Origin of the sequence: Sphingomonas sp. AAP5 (assembly GCF_004354345.1) — a bacterium.
Classification (GTDB): Bacteria; Pseudomonadota; Alphaproteobacteria; order Sphingomonadales; family Sphingomonadaceae; genus Sphingomonas; species Sphingomonas glacialis.
Map to the genome: position 1 here is coordinate 3,301,566 of NZ_CP037913.1, position 17,911 is coordinate 3,319,476.

14 protein-coding genes are annotated in these 17,911 nt (G+C 68.0%); 10 read left to right on the forward strand and 4 right to left on the reverse strand.

Annotated elements, in window-relative coordinates; all coding sequences use genetic code 11:
- Positions 1–64: 64 nt before the first annotated feature.
- On the reverse strand, positions 65–5,887 hold the full coding sequence (locus tag E2E30_RS15225; protein WP_206365591.1) for an alpha-2-macroglobulin family protein: 5,823 nt from the start codon (positions 5,885–5,887) through the stop codon (positions 65–67).
- 193 nt (positions 5,888–6,080) lie between these two features.
- Here E2E30_RS15225 and E2E30_RS15230 point away from each other — a divergent pair, with 193 nt between their 5' ends.
- A complete protein-coding gene (locus E2E30_RS15230; RefSeq protein WP_133191186.1) occupies positions 6,081–7,460 on the forward strand; it encodes a glycosyl transferase family protein in 1,380 nt (459 codons plus the stop codon).
- A gap of 4 nt (positions 7,461–7,464) precedes the next feature.
- Here the strand turns inward: E2E30_RS15230 and E2E30_RS15235 are convergent, their stop codons facing one another.
- A complete protein-coding gene (locus E2E30_RS15235) occupies positions 7,465–7,671 on the reverse strand; it encodes a hypothetical protein (RefSeq protein ID WP_133191188.1) in 207 nt (68 codons plus the stop codon).
- 253 nt (positions 7,672–7,924) lie between these two features.
- Here E2E30_RS15235 and E2E30_RS15240 point away from each other — a divergent pair, with 253 nt between their 5' ends.
- From E2E30_RS15240 to E2E30_RS15250, 3 genes are read left to right on the forward strand one after another with little or no spacing between them, the layout of a single operon-like run.
- Entirely contained in the window at positions 7,925–8,572 is a 648-nt protein-coding gene (locus tag E2E30_RS15240) for a hypothetical protein (RefSeq protein ID WP_133191190.1), read from the forward strand.
- A 48-nt stretch (positions 8,573–8,620) separates the two neighbouring features.
- Positions 8,621–9,535: a sulfite exporter TauE/SafE family protein gene (locus E2E30_RS15245; protein WP_133191192.1), complete on the forward strand. Its 915-nt coding sequence runs from the start codon at positions 8,621–8,623 to the stop codon at positions 9,533–9,535.
- A gap of 38 nt (positions 9,536–9,573) precedes the next feature.
- Positions 9,574–10,314 carry a TIGR02186 family protein gene (locus E2E30_RS15250; RefSeq protein ID WP_443018407.1) on the forward strand — a complete coding sequence of 247 codons (741 nt, stop codon included), beginning with the start codon at positions 9,574–9,576 and terminating at the stop codon, positions 10,312–10,314.
- Positions 10,315–10,342: 28 nt separating this feature from the next.
- On the opposite strand, the gene E2E30_RS15255 is transcribed toward E2E30_RS15250, so the two are convergent.
- Entirely contained in the window at positions 10,343–11,431 is a 1,089-nt protein-coding gene (locus E2E30_RS15255; RefSeq protein ID WP_133191196.1) for an alkene reductase, read from the reverse strand.
- Between the two features lie 50 nt (positions 11,432–11,481).
- On the opposite strand from E2E30_RS15255, the gene E2E30_RS15260 reads away from it, so the two are divergent.
- The 6 genes from E2E30_RS15260 to E2E30_RS15285 all read left to right on the forward strand — a co-directional run bounded on the left by E2E30_RS15260 (position 11,482) and on the right by E2E30_RS15285 (position 17,420).
- Entirely contained in the window at positions 11,482–12,375 is an 894-nt protein-coding gene (locus E2E30_RS15260; RefSeq protein WP_133191198.1) for a DMT family transporter, read from the forward strand.
- A gap of 9 nt (positions 12,376–12,384) precedes the next feature.
- On the forward strand, positions 12,385–13,065 hold the full coding sequence (locus tag E2E30_RS15265) for a COQ9 family protein (RefSeq protein ID WP_133191200.1): 681 nt from the start codon (positions 12,385–12,387) through the stop codon (positions 13,063–13,065).
- Between the two features lie 87 nt (positions 13,066–13,152).
- Entirely contained in the window at positions 13,153–13,419 is a 267-nt protein-coding gene (locus E2E30_RS15270; RefSeq protein WP_133191202.1) for a FeoA family protein, read from the forward strand.
- A gap of 1 nt (position 13,420) precedes the next feature.
- Positions 13,421–15,283, forward strand: coding sequence for a ferrous iron transporter B (feoB, locus tag E2E30_RS15275; protein WP_133191204.1), 1,863 nt, complete (start codon positions 13,421–13,423; stop codon positions 15,281–15,283).
- Positions 15,284–15,309: 26 nt separating this feature from the next.
- The gene (gene ssb, locus E2E30_RS15280; protein WP_133191206.1) at positions 15,310–15,864 is read left to right on the forward strand and encodes a single-stranded DNA-binding protein; all 555 of its coding nucleotides are present in this window, start codon (positions 15,310–15,312) and stop codon (positions 15,862–15,864) included.
- 32 nt (positions 15,865–15,896) lie between these two features.
- Complete coding sequence (locus E2E30_RS15285; RefSeq protein WP_133191208.1) at positions 15,897–17,420, forward strand: PAS domain-containing protein; 1,524 nt, start codon at positions 15,897–15,899, stop codon at positions 17,418–17,420.
- 37 nt (positions 17,421–17,457) lie between these two features.
- On the opposite strand, the gene E2E30_RS15290 is transcribed toward E2E30_RS15285, so the two are convergent.
- A complete protein-coding gene (locus E2E30_RS15290; protein WP_133191210.1) occupies positions 17,458–17,844 on the reverse strand; it encodes a response regulator in 387 nt (128 codons plus the stop codon).
- Positions 17,845–17,911: the final 67 nt, after the last annotated feature.

Consider the following 17,911-nt stretch of genomic DNA (forward strand, 5'->3'; position numbering starts at 1 on the left):
AACGGCCCGCTACTGGGCCCCGGCCTCCGCCGGGGAAGGGAAGGAAAGAAGAAGGAAGATGGGATCAGCGCTGCAGCACCGTCACCGGCGCGAGCGGCAGCTGCGCGCGGATCGCGGGCGAATACATCGCCTCGACCCGGCTCGGCGGCAGGTTGAAGCGCCCCGCCCCGTTCAACCGCAGCATGTACGACGCGCTGAACGCCCCGCGCGGCACCCAGCCATAATAGGCGCGCCACGCATCGTTGCGCTTCTCGACATAGGCGGGAACCACGCCGACCTGCACGTCCCACAGCTTGCCATCGGCATCGCGCGCCTGGAACTTGGCGCCCGGCCCGGCCTGCGCCTGCCCCGCCAAGATCTGCGATTGTCCGCCGAGATCGCCGATGATCGTCGCACCCGCCGGGATCGGATCGTTGATCACCACCCAGTTGCGCTCGGCGCTCGCCTTGACGGTGATCGTCACCTTCACGACGTCGCCGCGCGTCAGCACGCCCTTGGTGCGCGCCTGCACCACCTCGACGTTGCGCTGCATCTCATAGCCAGCGAACAGCGGCTTGGTCAGCGGCACTGCGGCCGAGATCGAGACGTTCGCCCACGGCCCCGCGCCGCCGCTCGACTGCGACAGTTTGAGCGGGGTCAGCACAGCCGGCAGCTGGAAGGTCGCCGTCCGCGCGGTGGCGGCAAGCGGCCAGGCCTTGCTGATCGTCTGCGCGCCCAAGCCCAGCGTCGTGTTCCCGACGATCGCGCTTGCCGGATAGAGCGACGCGAACTTGCGCGCCGCGATCGTGCCCCAGGCGTTGGCGGTGGTCGTATCCCAGCGGCCATGCGACTGGCGCAGCGCGACGCCGACCATCATCTTGGCCGCCTCGTCCTGCCAGCCGGGCCGGCCGAGCGTCGCGATCACCGTCTTGATCGAGGCTTCGTCGCCCGACGACATCAGCCACCACGGCTGGTTGCTGCTGTCCGACAGATCGAGCCGCGTGCCCTCATAGACGATCCGGGTACGCAACTGCGCCTCGCCCGCGGCCTTGAGCGCATTGGCGTTGGCGAGCCCCGCGACATGATCGAGCGCGACGAGATAATCAGCCAGCAGCGCAGTCGGCATTTCCTTGGGTATCATGCTCAACTGCCCGAGCATCGCCGGCGTCGCCGCCCCCGCACGCGCGAGCGCGTTGAAGGCGTAGACGCGCTGGAGCCGGACATCGCCATATTCCTCGTGGCGCAGTCGCCCGTCGAGCACGGCCTTCAGCCCCTCGATCATCTTCGCGCGCGGGCCCTCGGGGATCGGCAGGCCGGCCTCCGACGTCATCGCCAGCACATAGGCGGTGAGCGCCTCGGAGCCCGTCAGGCTGCCCGACGGCCAGTAGCGCAGCAGCCCGTCATCGGCCTGATATGCCGGGATATCGCTCGCGAGCCTTTGCCACAGCGCCGCATCGCCGAGCGCCACCGCGCGCGACAGCTGCTGTTCGAAGCAATTATACGGGTAGCGCGCCATGAAATCGCGCACCCCGGCGAGCGGCGGCGCGAGCGTATCGTCGAGCCGGATATCGACCGTCCCACGCCCCGCGATCGCCCCGATCGGCGGCTGGATCGGGATCGTCGTGTCGCCGCCGACGCGCGCGAGCGTCCCCGCCCACACTTCGAGCGGATAAAGCGGCGTCACCGCCTGATTGACGGTGATCTGGTCGACCGCCTTGCCATCGGCCGAGCGCGCGCTGACGTGCCAGCGCAACGCGTCGAGATTGGCGGGCGCGGTCAGATTCCACGCAACCGGCATCGCGCCGCCCGCCGGGATCGTCACCGTCAGCGGCTTGCCCTGCGCGATCGCAGGCATGAGGTCGACGCTCGCGGTCACCGTCATCGGCTTGTCCGAGCCGTTGCGCAGCGTGAAGCTCGAGGCGTAGAAATCGCCGGTCCGCACCACCGGCGCGATGCCGGCGAAGATCGACAGATCCTGCGCGGTGCGCACGCTCGCCATGCCGGTGCCGTAGAGCTGCGACCCGTCGGTCGCGATCGCCACCAGCTTGAACGAGGAAAGCGCGTCGGACAGCGTCACCGGAATCCGCGCATGGCCATTCTGGTCGAGCGCGACGCGGCCCTTCCACAGGATCACCGGCTGGAAATTCTCGCGGTTGAGCCCCGACGAATCGCCGCCGCCACCGCCGCCGGCCTCGACCGCCTTCTTGCCGTAATGGCGCTTGCCCACGACCTGCGTCTGTGCGGTCGAGGTGAGCACGGCGAGCGGACGCTCGCCCATCACCGCGGTGAGCACGTCCCAGCTGTCGTTGGGCGCGAGCTGGAGCAGCGCTTCGTCGACGGCGGCGAAGGCGACGTCGGCGGTGCGGACCGGCTTGCCGTCTGGCCCGTTCACCTGGACGTCGACTTGCGCGACGTCGCGCGCGGCGTAGCGCGCCTTGTCGGCCTTGACCGCGACCTGGAGCTGGTGCGCTTCCCAGCCGACCTTCACCTTGGCGATGCCGATGCGGTAGCTCGGCTTGGCGAGATCGACCAGCGCGGTCGGCTCCTGCCCCTCGGGTGGATCGCTCGCGAGCCCGACCGAGCGCGCGAGGCCGTGGAGCCAGCTCCAGATTCCGCTCTCGGTACGCCCGCGCACGACCATCACCGAGACGAACACGTCGGGCGCATAGGAGCCCGGCATCTTGACCTCGACCACGGAGTCCGCCCCGCTGAGTTCGGTGACGTAGCTCGCGAGCACGCCCTCGCGCTCGACCGTGACGAGCGCGGTCGCCTGGCGGAACGGCATGCGCACCTGGAAGCGCGCGGTCTCGCCCGCCTTGTAGGCGAGTTTTTCGGGAACGACGTCCATCCGGTCGCCATTGTCGCCGCCGAACCACCAATCGTCCTTGCCGGCGAGCCACACGCTTTGCGTCGCGCGCGCTTCGTTGCCCGCGGCGTCCTTGGTCGTCGCGACCGCATAGACTTCGCCCGAGATGCCGGGGTCGAGCTTGCACGTCGCGAGCCCCTGCGCGTCGGTCGTCGCGCTGCAGGTCTGGCCGAGCTTCTCGGTCTTCATGCGGTTGTCATAGGCATAGAAGCCGCCGATCAGCCGGCGCCGCGCGGTGAGGATCTGCCGGCTGTAGAGCGCGACCGAGATCGCCTGGTTGGCGAGCGGCTTGCCCGCGGTGTCGAGCGTAACGAAGCGCAGCCGCAGATCGTCCTGCTTCATCAGCCAGCCGTCTGTCTTGACGCCCAATTGCACCGCGCTCGGGAAGATCGGGATGCGTTTCGAGGCGGTCAGCACTTCGCCATTGGCGTCCTGATAGTCCATCTCGACGAGCATGTCGGTGACGCCGTCGAGCGTCTGCGGGATCGATATCGTCTGCTTGCCCGTCCCGTCGCCGCCGAGCGTCGAGGGGAGCGTCTGCGTCGGCGGGAGCGTCGCCTGCTCCTCCTCGCCGTCGCCGTTGAGCGGTTTGGTGCCCTCGACGATCGCCTTGCCGCCGAAGCTGTAGCTTTCGTAGCCGTCGGGTGTGCCCTCATGCGCGAAATAGCCGATTCGCATATCGACCGGCAGGTTCGACGCGCCGCCGCCCGAGAGGTAGCCGACGAACAGGTCGAGCGCGAGGCTGATCGGGCGGATCGCGGCGTCCTTCGGGCCGGTGACGGTCGCGCGCATCGTGGGCAACTTGTACTCGTCGACCTTGAACGACTGGCCGGTCTCGATCGTGCGGTTGTCCGCGATCACCGACAGGTCGTAATCGCCCATCGGCGCGCCCGCGGGCGCGGTCCATTCACTCTCGCCGATCCCGTTTGCGTCGATCGTCAGCGGCAAGTCGAACTGCGTGTCCGAACCGCGATGCTGCAGCCGCAGCGTCCCCGTCACGCCCGGCGCAAAGCCGAAGCCGCTCGCCACCGAAGTGCGCAGGATGTGCTTCATATGGACCGTCTCGCCCTGCCGGACGAGTGCACGGTCGAACACGGTGTGAAGGAACTCGCCGCGGGCGGAATAGCCATAGGGCAGGTCGAAATCATACGGGCGGATGCCCTTGCCCCAATCGGTCAGCGTGAAGCTGAAATCGTCGCCGGCGCGCGCCGAGACCATCAGCGGGCTCGACCCGCCGTTGCAGGAACCGCCGTAAGCCTCCGGCTCGGGCAGCCCGGGGGGCACGTTGAGCCCGCCATTCTTGTCGGTGATGCCGCGCGCGAGCAATCTGCCGGTGCAGCTGTCGGTGACGTGCACCTCGGCATTGGCGACGGGCTTGCCGGTGTCGAGCGCGGTGACCCAGGCGAGACTCGCCGCGCGGCCCCATTTGAAGTGGACGCTCATGTTGGTGACGAGCGCGGCGGTCGCGACGTAGCGCGGCGCCTTGCGCCCGAGCAATGCCTGGCCGAGCACCGGGCTCGCGAGTTCGACGACATAGAAACCGGGCTTGCCGCCGCCGAGCGGCAGGCCGACGACTTCGAAATCCTTGCCCTTGCCGGGCAGGCCGATCTGCATCGGCGCGCCTTCGCCGCCGAGGATCGACTTGGACCCGGTGTCGTTGATCCGCACTTTCTCCTTGCCGCGCGTTTCCTCGTGACTGGCCTCGTCGTCGGCATGGCCGACGGTGCGCAGCCACTCGGCAATCTTGCCGTCGGAGCCATCGACGCGCAGCGCCTGGCCGCCGATCGTGACGTTGGTGCCCTGCAGCGCGGGCTCGACGTTGCGGACGGTGACGGGCAGCACGCCGCCCTGCTTTGATTCGAGAATGCCGAACGACGCGGCGAATTTGACGAGCGGCGGGGCGGCATCGAAGCGCACGGCGAGCGGGAAGCGCTCGGCATTCGACAGCGGGCGGCCGCTCTCGTCCTTGACGCCCGCCGGGAGCACGACCGTGCCGGTCTGCGCCTGCGGCAGCGGGCTCTTGAAGCCGACCGCGGAAATCGTCGCCTTGGTCTTCGCATCGCCACGCTCGGTATCCGAGCTCGAATCGAACAGCGTCGGCGCCAGCACTTTGCCGTCGGCGGTCTCGATGCGGACCTGCTTGGCAAGCTCGCTCGGCACCGGCGCGGAGAAACGCACCCACGCCTTCTCGACCGGGTTGCACCCCGCGGCGGCGTTGACGCGGGAACATTCGAAGCGCGCGGTGAAGGGTTTGCGGACGGTGAAATCGAAACGCTGGTCGGTGCCCGCGGTCTTGCCGCCGGCGCCGGCGATATTCGCGCCCCACACAAAGGCGACATCGGCGCCGGGCGGCAGCGGGCGGCGGCACTTCAGCGCGGTCACGCCGGCATAGGCCTTCGCTCGATCCGCCGGTGCGGGGATGGCGGCGGGCAAGCCACCGCTTTCGAGAAAGCTGCGGACGTTCCAATTCTCGGTGCCCATCTCGCCGAGCAGCTTGCCCGGCAGATCGGCGGGCAACACGTCGACCGGGATCTTCTCGCCGATCCCCTTGACCGCGCAATAGGCGTTGGCGGCGACCGAGGCGGGGGTGGCGGGCAGATTGGCCGCGACGAGGAAGGTCTGGTCCTCCTCGATCTCGTCCGAATCCCCACCCGGCAGGATCGCGCGCGCGACCGGCCCGCCGGCGTCGACGGTGAACTCGCTCTGGCCCGTCGCGGCATAGCCCGAAACGCTCTTGAGCCCCTTGCGCAGCGCGAATTTGCACGTCGTGCCGCCGGGCAGGCCGCTCGCGAAATCATAGACGAAGGTTTGTGGGTCGACCCAGCGCCCTTGCCCGGAAACCGCGCAGGTCACGTCGAACGGCGCGGCCGCACGCGGATCGCCCAAGGGCACCATCGGCTGGTTGAAGCGCGCGGTAAAACGCTCGATCGCGCCGTCGCCGATACCGGGGGTGGCGAGGATGACCTGCGGGCTCGCATCGCCGAACGCGGCGAACGGGACGCAGACCAAAGCGAGCAAGGCGATTCGGAAACCCAGCTTCATCGCATCTTCCCCCGGAGCCGCTTCGCATCGCCTTATAGGGCGACGCGGCGTGCGAGCACAACGGCGGTCCGTCATAGCGCGGTCCCCTTGATTAAACCACGAACTTGTTGGAAAATCACGAAGAACGACTCGGGAGGGGTGGCTGAAAGGCCAGGGTCGTCGGGGGGAGCCGGTCTTGGGGGCAGGATGGGTCATGTTCGCGATCGATGCGATCGCGCGCGAAACGGTCGTGTTCGCGGCGATCGGTTTCCTCGTCGGCGGCTGTGACGACCTAGCGATCGATATCGGCTGGATCTGGATCACGCTGACTCGCCGCCGCCCCGCTTTGCCGCGGACGCTCGATGCGTATCGGCAAACGCCGCCGCGCCGGATCGCGGTGTTCGTTGCGGCGTGGGACGAGTCGACGGTGATCGGCGCGATGTTGCGCAGCGCGCTCGCGCGGTTCGAGCATGAGGATTACCGCCTGTATGTCGGGACCTACCCAAACGACCGCGCGACGATCGACGCGGTCGCAGCGGTCGCGGCGTGTGATCCGCGCGTACGGCTGGTCATCAACAGCCGCCCCGGACCGACCACCAAAGCCGATTGCCTCAACGCCGTTTGGCGCGCGCTCGAGCGCGACGAAGCGCGTGACGGCGTACCCGTCGCCGCGGTCGTGCTGCATGACGCCGAGGATCTGGTCCACCCCGGCGAACTGCGCGTTTTCGATGCGCTGATCGGGCGCTATGCTGTTGTCCAGCTCCCGGTGCTGCCGTTGGTCGATCGCGGTGCGCCGCTCGTCTCGGGGCACTATGCCGACGAATTCGCCGACGCACACAGCCGGCAAATGGTGGTGCGCCAAGCGCTCGGGGTCGGGCTTCCGCTCGCCGGGGTCGGCTGTGCGATCGAACGCCAGATGCTCGGTCGGATCGCAGCCGCGCGCGACGGTTTGCCGTTCGACGCGGGCTCGATCGTCGAGGATTACGAACTCGGCTTGCTGATCGCCACGCTCGGCGGACGCGGCGTGCTCGCGCGTGTCCGCGCAGATGGCGAGCTCGTTGCGGTCCGCGCCTACTTCCCAGCGACGGTACCGACCGCGGTACGGCAGAAGGCGCGCTGGATGACGGGCATCGCGCTGGCCGGCTGGGACCGGATCGGCTGGGGGCGCGCGCTCGATTGGCGCGACCATTGGATGCGGATGCGCGATCGGCGCGCACCGCTCGCGGTGCTGGTGCTGTTCGTCGCCTATACCGCTTTTATCGCCTGGGGTGTTGCGTTGGTGGCGCACGCGCTCGCCGGACGGGCGGCGGCGCCGCCCTCCGCGGCGATGCTGGCGCTGCTGCACCTGAACGGCGCGTTGTTGGCCTGGCGGCTCGTCTGGCGCGCGGCCGCGACCGGCGCCGCCTATGGCTGGCGCGAAGCGCTATGGTCCCTGCCGCGCGCGCTCGTCAGCAACTATGTCGCGCTGCTCGCGGCGCGGAGCGCCATGACGGCGTATGTCCGATCGTTGCGCGGCACCGGGCTGCGGTGGGACAAGACCAGCCATGTCTTTCCAGGTGCAATCGAACGGACCGAGCCGGGTTCTGAACGTTGAGCGTTCAAGGACGCGGGCGCCCGCTGCGCTTTCTCGGCGTCCTGGCGGTCGGATGGATCGCGGCGCGGCTCGCGATGGTCTGGCCGCAGCCCGCACCGATCGCAGCGCCATCGCTGATCGCGCGCTCGCTCGGGATCAAACGATCGTCGCTGCCGGTGATGCCGATGCCGATGCCGGGAGCGCATCCCGCGGCGAGACGGAGTGCGCACATCGCGACACGCGTGCCGGCACTCCGATATCGGGCGCCCCGATACCGGGCACCGCACAATCCTATCGCAGCGCGGTCGCTCGCCCCCTATCGCCGACCAAGTCCCAACCAGCCGCCGAAGAGCGCCGATGCCCCGCCCGCAGATCGCCTCCTCAGCCACCGCCCCCTGCCCAGCCCCGCCGGCCAAGCTGGTGCCGCGCTCGAGCCCAGGTCGACGGCGCTGATTGCGGGTCTGCCCGACAGTGCCGCTGGCGCGGTGCCAACGCATGCGCCCTCGCGCTGGTCGGGCAGTGCCTGGCTTGCCGCGCGCGGCGGGTCAGGGCTCGCGTCCGGCGCACTTGGCGGACAGCTCGGAGGATCGCAGGCCGGCGCTCGGCTGGTCTATCCGCTCGACCGACACCATCGCATCGCGCTTGTCGGCCGCGTGACGTCGCCACTCGGCAGCGGGTTGCGCGAAGCCTCGGTCGGCGTCGAATGGCAACCGACTCGTCTGCCACTGCGCGTCGTCGCCGAGCACCGCTTCGCACTGGCGGGCGGGCAAGGCGGGCCCGGTGTCGGCGTGGTCGGCGGACTTGGACCGGTGACGGTTTCGCCCGGCATCCGCTTCGAGACCTATGTGCAGGCAGGACTCATCCGGCGCACACAGACCGAGCCGTATGTCGATGGCGCGGCGCGCGTCACGCATCCGATCGCGACCCTTGGCAAAGTCCGCTTCGATCTCGGGGCGGGCGTATGGGGCGGTGCGCAGCGCGGTGCGACGCGGCTCGACATCGGGCCGTCGCTCGGCGTCGCGCTGCCGCTCGGCAAGCAATCGGTGCGGCTCGCGCTCGACTGGCGCGAGCGCATTGCCGGAGGAGCGCGCCCGGGATCGGGCCCGGCGCTGACGCTCGGCAGCGATTTCTGACACGCCGTGCTTTGCGCACGCTCCCTGAGCGGCTAACGCTGGTGGGCAATGGACATCTACCTGCCCATCGCCAATCTTTCGGTAAACGCGCTCGTGATCGTGCTGCTCGGCGGCGGCGTCGGGCTGTTGTCGGGGATGTTCGGCGTCGGCGGCGGGTTCCTCACCACGCCGCTGCTGATCGTCTATGGCATCCCGCCGACCGTCGCCGCCGCCTCGGCCGCGAGCCAGGTGACCGGCGCGAGCGTGTCGGGGGTGTTCGCGCATGTCCGGCGCAAGGGCGTCGATTTCAAGATGGGGGGCTTCCTCGTTGCGGGCGGGCTGGTCGGCGCGGTGTTCGGCGGCTGGATCTTCCGCTTGCTGCAAGCGAGCGGCCAGATCGATACGGTGATCGCGATCGTCTACGTCCTGCTGCTCGGCTCGATCGGCAGCATGATGGCGACCGAATCGTGGGGCGCGATCCGCCGGATGCGCAGCGGCGAGGCGCCCAAGCCGCGTAAACGCCGCCATCATCCGCTCGTCGCGGCACTGCCGATGCGGACGCGCTTCTACCGTTCGGGGCTCTACATCTCGCCCTTCGCGCCATTGTTGCTTGGTTTCGGCGTCGGCATCCTGACGATCCTGCTCGGCGTCGGCGGCGGTTTCATCCTCGTACCCGCGATGCTCTATCTACTTGGCATGACAACGCAGGTGGTGGTCGGCACCTCGCTGTTCCAGACGCTGTTCGTCACCGCGATGGCGACGATGGTGCATGCCACGACGACCAAGGCCGTCGACATCGTGCTCGCCGCCTTGCTGCTGCTCGGATCGGTCGCTGGCGCGCAGATCGGCGCGCGGTTCGCTGCGCGCGTGAAGCCCGAATATCTGCGGCTCGCGCTCGCGGTGATCGTCCTGCTTGTCGCGGGGCGGATCGCGCTCGGGCTCGGCTGGCGGCCCGATGAGATCTATTCGGTCGAGCTGTCGTGAGACGCGGCTGGATCGCGCTGGCCGCCGCGCCGTTGCTGATGGCGCAATCCGCATCGCGGCCCGCCGCGAAGCCCGTGCTCGTCCCCGACGTGTCGCAGCGCGACATCGAGATCCAGTACAGCTTTACCGGCGCCAATTTGCTGCTGTTTGGCGCAATCCTCTATCCCGGCGGCCGCTTGCCCGACGACGACAAGCCGACCGACATCGTCGTGGTGGTCAAGGGGCCGGTCCAATCGATCCTGGTGCGCGAGAAGCAGAAGCTGGCCGGGCTGATATGGGTCAACGCCAGTCGCCTGCGCTATCGCTCGGCACCCAGCTTTTACGCGATTGCCTCGTCCAAGCCGATCGCGCGGATGCTCGATGCGCGGACGCGCGCGATCTACGAGCTTGGGCTGTCGAGCCTGCAGCTTTCGCCGGCCTCGAGCGCGCCACTGCAGGAGCAGGACCGCTTCGCACGCGGACTGGTCGAATTGAAGACGCGCACGGGCCTGTACCTCGAGGCGCCGGGCGCGGTCGAGATCACCGACGGCGTGCTCTATCGCGCACGCGTGACGATCCCCGCGCGCGTGCCGGTCGGGCGGTTCACCGCCGAAACCTTCCTGATCCGCGACGGGCGCGTGCTCGCGGCGGCGACGCGCGATATCGAAATCCGCAAATCGGGCTTCGAGCGCTTCGTCGCGCGATCGGCCGAGCGGCAGTCGGTGCTTTATGGGCTGGCCGCGGTAGCGCTGTCGGTGCTGTTCGGCTGGGGTGCCGGTGTGGTGGCGCGGCGGTTTTAAACCCCGCCGCGCCGCCGCACGCTTTCGTTCAGGCTTCGGCGGTTTCCAGCGCCGGATAGTCGATATACCCCTCGGCGCCCTGGCTGTACCACGTCCGCGGGTTATCCGCGGCGAGCGGCGCGCCGGTGCGCAGACGCTCGGGCAGATCGGGATTGCTGATGAAGGTGCGGCCGAACGCGATCGCATCGGCGACCCCCGAATCGATCGCCGCCTGCGCCTCTTCGACGCTGCGATAGTCTGAGTTGAGCACGAGCGGGTTCGAGAACGCCTCGCGGATTTCGGGCGAGAGCTTGGGAACGTCGGTGCGGCCGAACGTGCCGTCGGGGCCGGGCTCGCGCAGTTCGAGGAAGGCGATGCCGATCTCGTCGAGCGCCTTGGCCGCAGCGACGAACAGCGCCTTGGGATTGCTGTCGTCGACGCCCTGCGAATCGCCATTGGGCGACAGGCGGATCGAGGTGCGATCGGCACCCGCGACGCTGGCGACGCGCTCGGTCACTTCGCGCATCAGACGGATGCGATTCTCGATCGAGCCGCCATAGATGTCATCACGGAAATTGGCGTTGTCGCGCAGGAACTGGTCGATCAGATAGCCGTTCGCGCCGTGGATCTGGACGCCGTCGAACCCAGCGGCCAGCGCATTCTTGGTCGCGAGCTCGTAATCGGCGAGCAGGCGCGGGATCTCGTCGAGCGCGAGCGGACGCGCCGTCTCGAAATCCTGCTTGCCTTCGTAGGTATGCGCTTGGCCCGCCGTCGCAGTGGCCGACGACGACACCGGCTGTCCGCCGATCACCGACGAATGCACCTGGCGCCCCATATGCCACATCTGGACGATGATCCGGCCGCCCGCGGCATGGACCGAATCGGTGACGGGCTTCCACGCTTCGACCTGCTCGTCGGTCCACAGGCCCGGCGCGAACGGCCAGCCAAGGCCTTCCTGGCTGATCCCGGTGGCTTCCGAGATGATCAGGCCGGCGCTGGCGCGCTGCGTGTAATATTCGGCCATCATCTCGGTCGGCACATGCGCCTTGGTGGCGCGGCCGCGCGTCAGCGGGGCCATCAGGATGCGGTTGGGGGCGTGGATCGCACCGAGCTGGATGGGATCGAACAGACTTGGCATGCGGAGTCCTTTTGCTGAGACGCGCCCCAGATAGGAAGCTAGGGGGCAGCATGCACCCGCGTTTGCCGAAAAGAAAATCTGTCGCTGCCGAAACGGCGGTGCTCCCGCTGCTCGCTTTGATCGTTGCCAATGCCGCACTCGCCTTCGGGCCGTGGTTCGTCCGCCTCGCCGATACCGGGCCGATCGCGTCGGCGTTCTGGCGGATCACGCTCGCCGCGCCGATCCTTGCCGGCGCCGCGCTGGCGACGGGCTGGCGACCGCGCGAAGTGCCGCGCGCACTGTGGGGAATCATCGCGATCGGCGGGCTGTGCTTTGCCGCCGATCTCGGCAGCTGGCATCTCGGGATCCTGCGCACGACGCTCGCCAATGCCACGCTGTTCGGCAATTCGGCGACGTTGATGTTCCCACTCTACGGCTTCCTCGTCGCGCGCGCCTGGCCGACGCGGGTCCAGGGCGTGGCGCTTGGGCTCGCGACGATCGGCGCGGGGCTGCTGATGGGGCGGTCGTACCAGCTCGATCCGCGTCATCTCGCGGGCGACCTGCTCTGCCTGACCGCGGGCATCCTCTATACCGGCTATTTCATCCTGATGGCGCGCGCGCGCGCGACGATGGCGCCGCTTCCCGCGCTGGCGCTGTCGACGCTCGCGAGCGTGCTGCCGCTGCTCGCCTTTGCGCTGGTGATGGGCGAGAAGATCCTGCCGACCGACTGGACCCCGCTGATCGGCCTTGCGCTGGTCAGCCAGATCATCGGCCAGGGGCTAATGATCTATGCGCTCGGCCGCTTGCCGCCGCTGACCGTCGGGCTCGGTTTGCTGACGCAGCCGGTGGTCGCAGGGACGATCGGCTGGATCGTCTATGGCGAGCGGCTGGGGCTGCCCGATTTGGTCGGCGCGGTGCTCGTTGCGATCGCACTCGTACTGGTCAGTCGGCGTCCACGCGCCTAGATAGCAGGCATGACAGACTCGATCGCACCAACCGCCTCGCTCGACGACGCGACGCTCGACGAAATCCGCGCCGCGCTGGCGCCTGCCATTGCCAGCAATGCGGGCTTTGACGGCTGGGGCGATGCGGCGCGCGACATGGCCGCCGATGGCGCTGGCGTCGATCGCGACGTCGCGCGGCTCGCCTTTCCCGGCGGTGCGGTCGACATGATCGCGGCGTGGTTCGCACATATCGACTCCAACATGCTGGTGCGCGTTCCGCCCGAAGCGCGCGGCACGATGAAGGTGCGCGAGAAGATCACCGCGCTGGTCGAAGCCCGGCTTGCCGAGACGGCGCCCGATCGCGAAGCGCTGCGCCGCGCGCTCGCCATCCTGGCGCTGCCGCAGAATGCCGCACGTGGGGTCAAGCTCGGCTGGCACGCGGCCGACGTCATCTGGCGCGCCGCGGGCGACACCGCGACCGACTATAATCATTATACCAAGCGCGCGATCCTTGCGGGCGTCTATGCCGCGACCGTCACCGTCTTTATCGACGACCAGAGCGATGGCTATGCCGACACGCGCGCGTTCCTGGCGCGGCGGATCGAAGGGATCCTGCGGTTCGAAACCGCCAAGGCAAAGCTCGTCACCAAGTCCGAGCTCCGCCCCAGCCTGTCGCGTTTCATCGGACGGCTGCGCTACCCTGCGGTGTGATCGCGCTGTTTGCGAGTGCGTCGCAATTAAAGCTGGTGTTGCGGCGTTGTTATTGATAATCGCTCGCAGATGGATATCTTGCGTAGCATGAAGCTTTCCGCTCCTGAGTCGCTCAGCCTCGAGTCGCTGCCGCAACGCCGCCAGGCGACGGTCGCGGCGATCGACTGGACGCATCTCTCGACGCCCGAGGCGCGCCGCTTGCGCGAACTCGGCTTCGACGAAGGCGTCGGTGTCGAAGTCCTCCACCGCGCGAGCCTCGGCAAGGGGCCGATCGCGTGCCGCATCGGCCGCATGACCGTCGCGCTCCGCCGCGCGGTCGCCGGCGCGATCCTCGTCTCGCCCGTCACGCAGTAAGATGACCGCTGCGCCGCTGGTGGCGCTGGTCGGCAATCCGAATGCCGGCAAGAGCGCGCTGTTCAACGCGCTGACCGGCGCCCGGCAGAAGGTCGGCAATTATCCCGGGGTCACAGTCGAGCGCCATTCGGGCAAGCTGACGCTCCCCGATGGCCGCATCGTCGATCTGGTCGACCTGCCCGGCGCCTATAGCCTCGAACCCTCGAGCCCCGACGAGCGCGTGACGCGCGACTTCGTCACCGGTACGCAGGCGGGCGAGCGGCTGCCCGACGCCCTGGTCGTGGTGGTCGACGCGTCGAATCTCGACAACCACCTCCGCTTCACGCTCCAGCTGATCGCGCTCGGTCTGCCGGTCGTGGTCGCGCTCAACATGTTCGATCTTGCCGAGCGCGACGGGCTGACGCTCGATCCGTTGAAGCTCTCGGCCGAACTCGGCGTGCCCGTCGTGCCGACCGTCGCGGTGCGGCGACGCGGGCTCGACGAGTTGAAGATCCTGCTTGGCGGGATCGTCGATGCCGACGCGGCGATCCGGCTGCGCCCGAGCAATCACGCGATCGGCGAGGATATCGTCACGCTGCAACGCCGCGCGCGGAAGATCGCACAAGCGGCGACGGTCGCGGAAGCGCCGGCGCGACGCTGGGGCAATGCGCTCGATGCGGTTGCGCTGCATCCGGTGTTCGGGCTGGTGCTGCTCTTCGCGATCCTGTTCGTGATGTTCCAGGCGGTGTTCTTTGCAGGCGCCGCGCCGGCAGAGGCGATCGCGGGCGTATTCGATGGCGTGTCGGCGCAGATCAAGGACGTGATGCCCGATTCGGTGCTGCGCTCGCTGATCACCGACGGGATCATCGCGGGCGTCGGCGCGGTGGTGAAGTTCCTGCCGCAGATCCTGATCATGTTCTTCTTCATCCTGGTGCTCGAGGCGAGCGGCTACATGGTCCGCGCCGCGTTCCTGATGGACCGCGTGATGGCGAGCGTTGGCCTGTCCGGCCGCGCCTTCATCCCCTTGCTGTCGAGCTTCGCCTGTGCGGTGCCCGGCATCATGTCGACGCGCACGATCGAGGACGAGAAGGACCGTCTCACCACGATTCTCGTCGCGCCGCTGATGACCTGCTCGGCGCGGCTGCCGGTCTATACGCTGGTGATCGGCGCGCTGATCCCCGACACCAAGGTGTTGCCGTTCGTCGGGCTGCAGGGGCTGGTGATGCTCGGGCTCTACGTCATGGGCGTGGTCGGCGCGTTCGTCGTCGCTTTCGTGCTGCGCCGGACCGTGACCAAGGGCGCATCGTCGGGCTTCATGATGGAGATGCCGAAGTACCAGCTGCCGCGGCTGCGCGATCTCGCGATCGGGCTGTGGAGCCGTGCGGAAATCTTCCTCAAGCGCGCCGGCACCACGATCGCCTTCACGACGATCGTGCTGTGGGCGCTGCTGAGCTTTCCCAAACCGCCCGAGGGGAGCCCAGTCTCGGCGGTCAATTATTCGGTCGCGGGACGGATCGCCAATACGATCGAACCCGCTTTCCGTCCGATCGGCTTCAATCGCGACATCGTGCTCGCATTGATTCCGGCGATGGCCGCGCGCGAGGTCGCAGTGGCGGCACTCGGCACCGTCTATGCGATCGACACCGCGGGCGAGCAGAGCGAAACCAAGATGGCGCAGACGCTCCATAAACGCTGGAGCCTGCCGACCGCGCTCGCCTTCCTGATGTGGTTCGTGTTCGCGCCGCAGTGCATCTCGACGATTGCCGTTACCCGGCGCGAGACCAACGGATGGAAGTGGCCCGCCTTCATGGTTGGCTATTTGTTCGCGCTCGCTTACATCGCTGCAGGAGCGGTCTATTGGGCCGCGATCGGATTCGGGCTGTAGCGAGCCCCAGCAGCGGGATTAGGGATATGGCGGGCGGCAGCGTCAACAAGGTGATCATCGTCGGCAATCTCGGGCGCGATCCCGAGAGCAAGTCGTTCCAGAATGGCGGCAAGGTCGTGAACCTGCGCATCGCCACGTCGGAGACGTGGAAGGACAAGAATACCGGCGAGCGCAAGGAACAGACCGAATGGCATTCGGTCGCGATCTTCAACGAAGCGCTCGGCGGCGTCGCCGAGCGCTATCTGCGCAAGGGTTCGAAGGTCTATATCGAGGGCGCGCTCAAGACGCGCAAATGGCAGGATGCCAGCGGTAACGACAAATATTCGACCGAGATCGTGCTCCAGGGCTTCAACGGCGTGCTGACGATGCTCGACGGCGCGCCCGGTTCGGGCGGCGGCGGCGGTGGTGGCGGCCAGCGCGACGATTTCGGCGGGAATGACGATTTCGGCGGCGGTGGTGGCGGCGGCTACGGCGGCGGTCAGCGCAGCGGTGGCGGCGGGGCACGCGGCGGCGCGCCTGCCGGCGGCGGTGGCCAGCGCGGCGGGTTTGCCGACGATCTGGACGACGACGTACCATTCTGAACCGGGAGCGACCTGTCGCGTTGATGTCGGACATGACCCAAACCTCCCAGCCGCCATTGCCGGTTGCACCCGGCTGGCGGATCGACGAGCGCGTGCGCGCTGCGGCGATTGCCGAACACGATATCGAGTCGCTCCGCGACGATGCGGCCTTGCGCCGCATCACCGATTTCGCCGCGGCGTTGTGCGAGGTTCCGGTCGGCCTGGTCAGCATCGTTGAGGCCGAGCGCCAGACCTTCTTGTCGCGCACCGGACTCGATCTGACTGAAACACCCCGCGAAATGTCGTTCTGTGCGTATGCGATGCGCGAGGACGACATCATGGTCATCCCCGACGCGACGCAGGATCCGCGGTTCGCCGACAATCCGCTCGTCATCGATGGACTCGGCATCCGATTCTACGCGGGCGTGCCGCTGGTGCGCGACGACGGCATTCCGCTCGGATCGCTCTGCGTGATCGACACCGTTCCGCGCGCCGGGCTGACCGCGCTGCAGCGCCAGGGCTTGAAGGTGCTTGCCGAGGATGTGCTGCGGCGGCTTGGCGACAGTCGCTCGGCTGCCGCCTCGCGCGCGGCGATCGGCGACAGCGAGGGGCGCTTCCGCACGCTTGCCGACACGATGCCGCAAATGGTGTGGTCGACTCAGCCCGACGGCTTCCACGATTATTACAATGCGCGCTGGTACGAGTTTACCGGAGTCCCCGCCGGATCGACCGATGGCGAGGGTTGGGCGGGCATGTTCCATCCCGACGATCAGGACCGTGCCTGGGCCGTGTGGCAACATTCGCTCGCTACCGGAGAGCCGTACCAGATCGAATACCGCCTGCGCCGCCACGACGGCCAGTATCGCTGGACGCTCGGCCGCGCGCTGCCGATCTTCGACGATACCGGGGCGATCGTCCGCTGGTTCGGCACGTGCACCGACATTCACGAAGCCAAGCTCGCGAGCGAAGAGCGCGAAGTCGTCGCGCAGGAACTCAGCCACCGCATCAAGAACATCTTTGCGGTGATTTCGGGGCTGATCGGCTTTTCGGCCCGCGCAAATCCGGGCTTTGCCACTGTTGCCGATGATTTGCGCGCGCGCGTCATCGCGCTTGGCCGCGCGCATGATTTCGTCCGGCCGCACAGCGCGCAGTCGCGTCCGGTGGCCGATCAGACGAGCCTCCAGGGCCTGCTCGCCGAGCTGTTCGAACCCTATCAGTCGCGCACCGCGTCGCGCATCACGATCAGTGGCGACGACGTCGCGATCGATGACCGTTCGGCCACGCCGATCGCGTTGCTGTTCCATGAGCTTGCCACCAACGCGACCAAATATGGCGCATTGTACAACGATGACGGTGCGATCCTCGTCCACAGCCGCCGCGTCGGTGACCGGATCGTGATCGAGTGGCGCGAGCGTGGCGGGCCGATGGTGCAAGCACCGGCCAAGACCGGTTTCGGCTCGCAGCTGATCGAATTGAGCGCGGTTCGTCAACTTGCCGGGACCGTGGCGCAGCGCTGGGAGCGCAGCGGGCTGGAAGTCGAAATCACGCTGCCGGAAAGCTCGCTCAGCCGGAACTGACGCGCATGGCTAGCCCGGCAGGCCGAGCCGTCACAGCTCAGACGAGCGGAATGAAATCCGCGTGCTCCACCACGTCGAAGTCTGTCGTAGCGGCGGCGGCTGCGGCAAGGATCGCATCGGCGCGGAACGGCTTGCGGACATAGCCGACGGCACCGCTCGGATGGGCGATCTGACCCGGATTTGCCGTTACGAAGATGACCTTCACACCATAGTCGTGTGCGAGCGTCCGCGCCAATTCCGGGCCGGTCGGACCGTCGCGGAGATTGATGTCGACCAGCGCGAAACTGCAGTCCTCGGCGGCATCGAGCGCGCCCGAACGATCCGCGGCAATGGCTTTCACGGCATAGCCCGCGTCCATCAGAATCCGCTCGAGGTCGAGCGCGACGAAAATCTCGTCTTCGACGATGAGGGCAGTGGCGGGCATGACCGTGCGGACCTTGGTTGTGTTACGAAACCAAGTAACCCCGCGTCGGACGCTTTGGTTCCTCGCG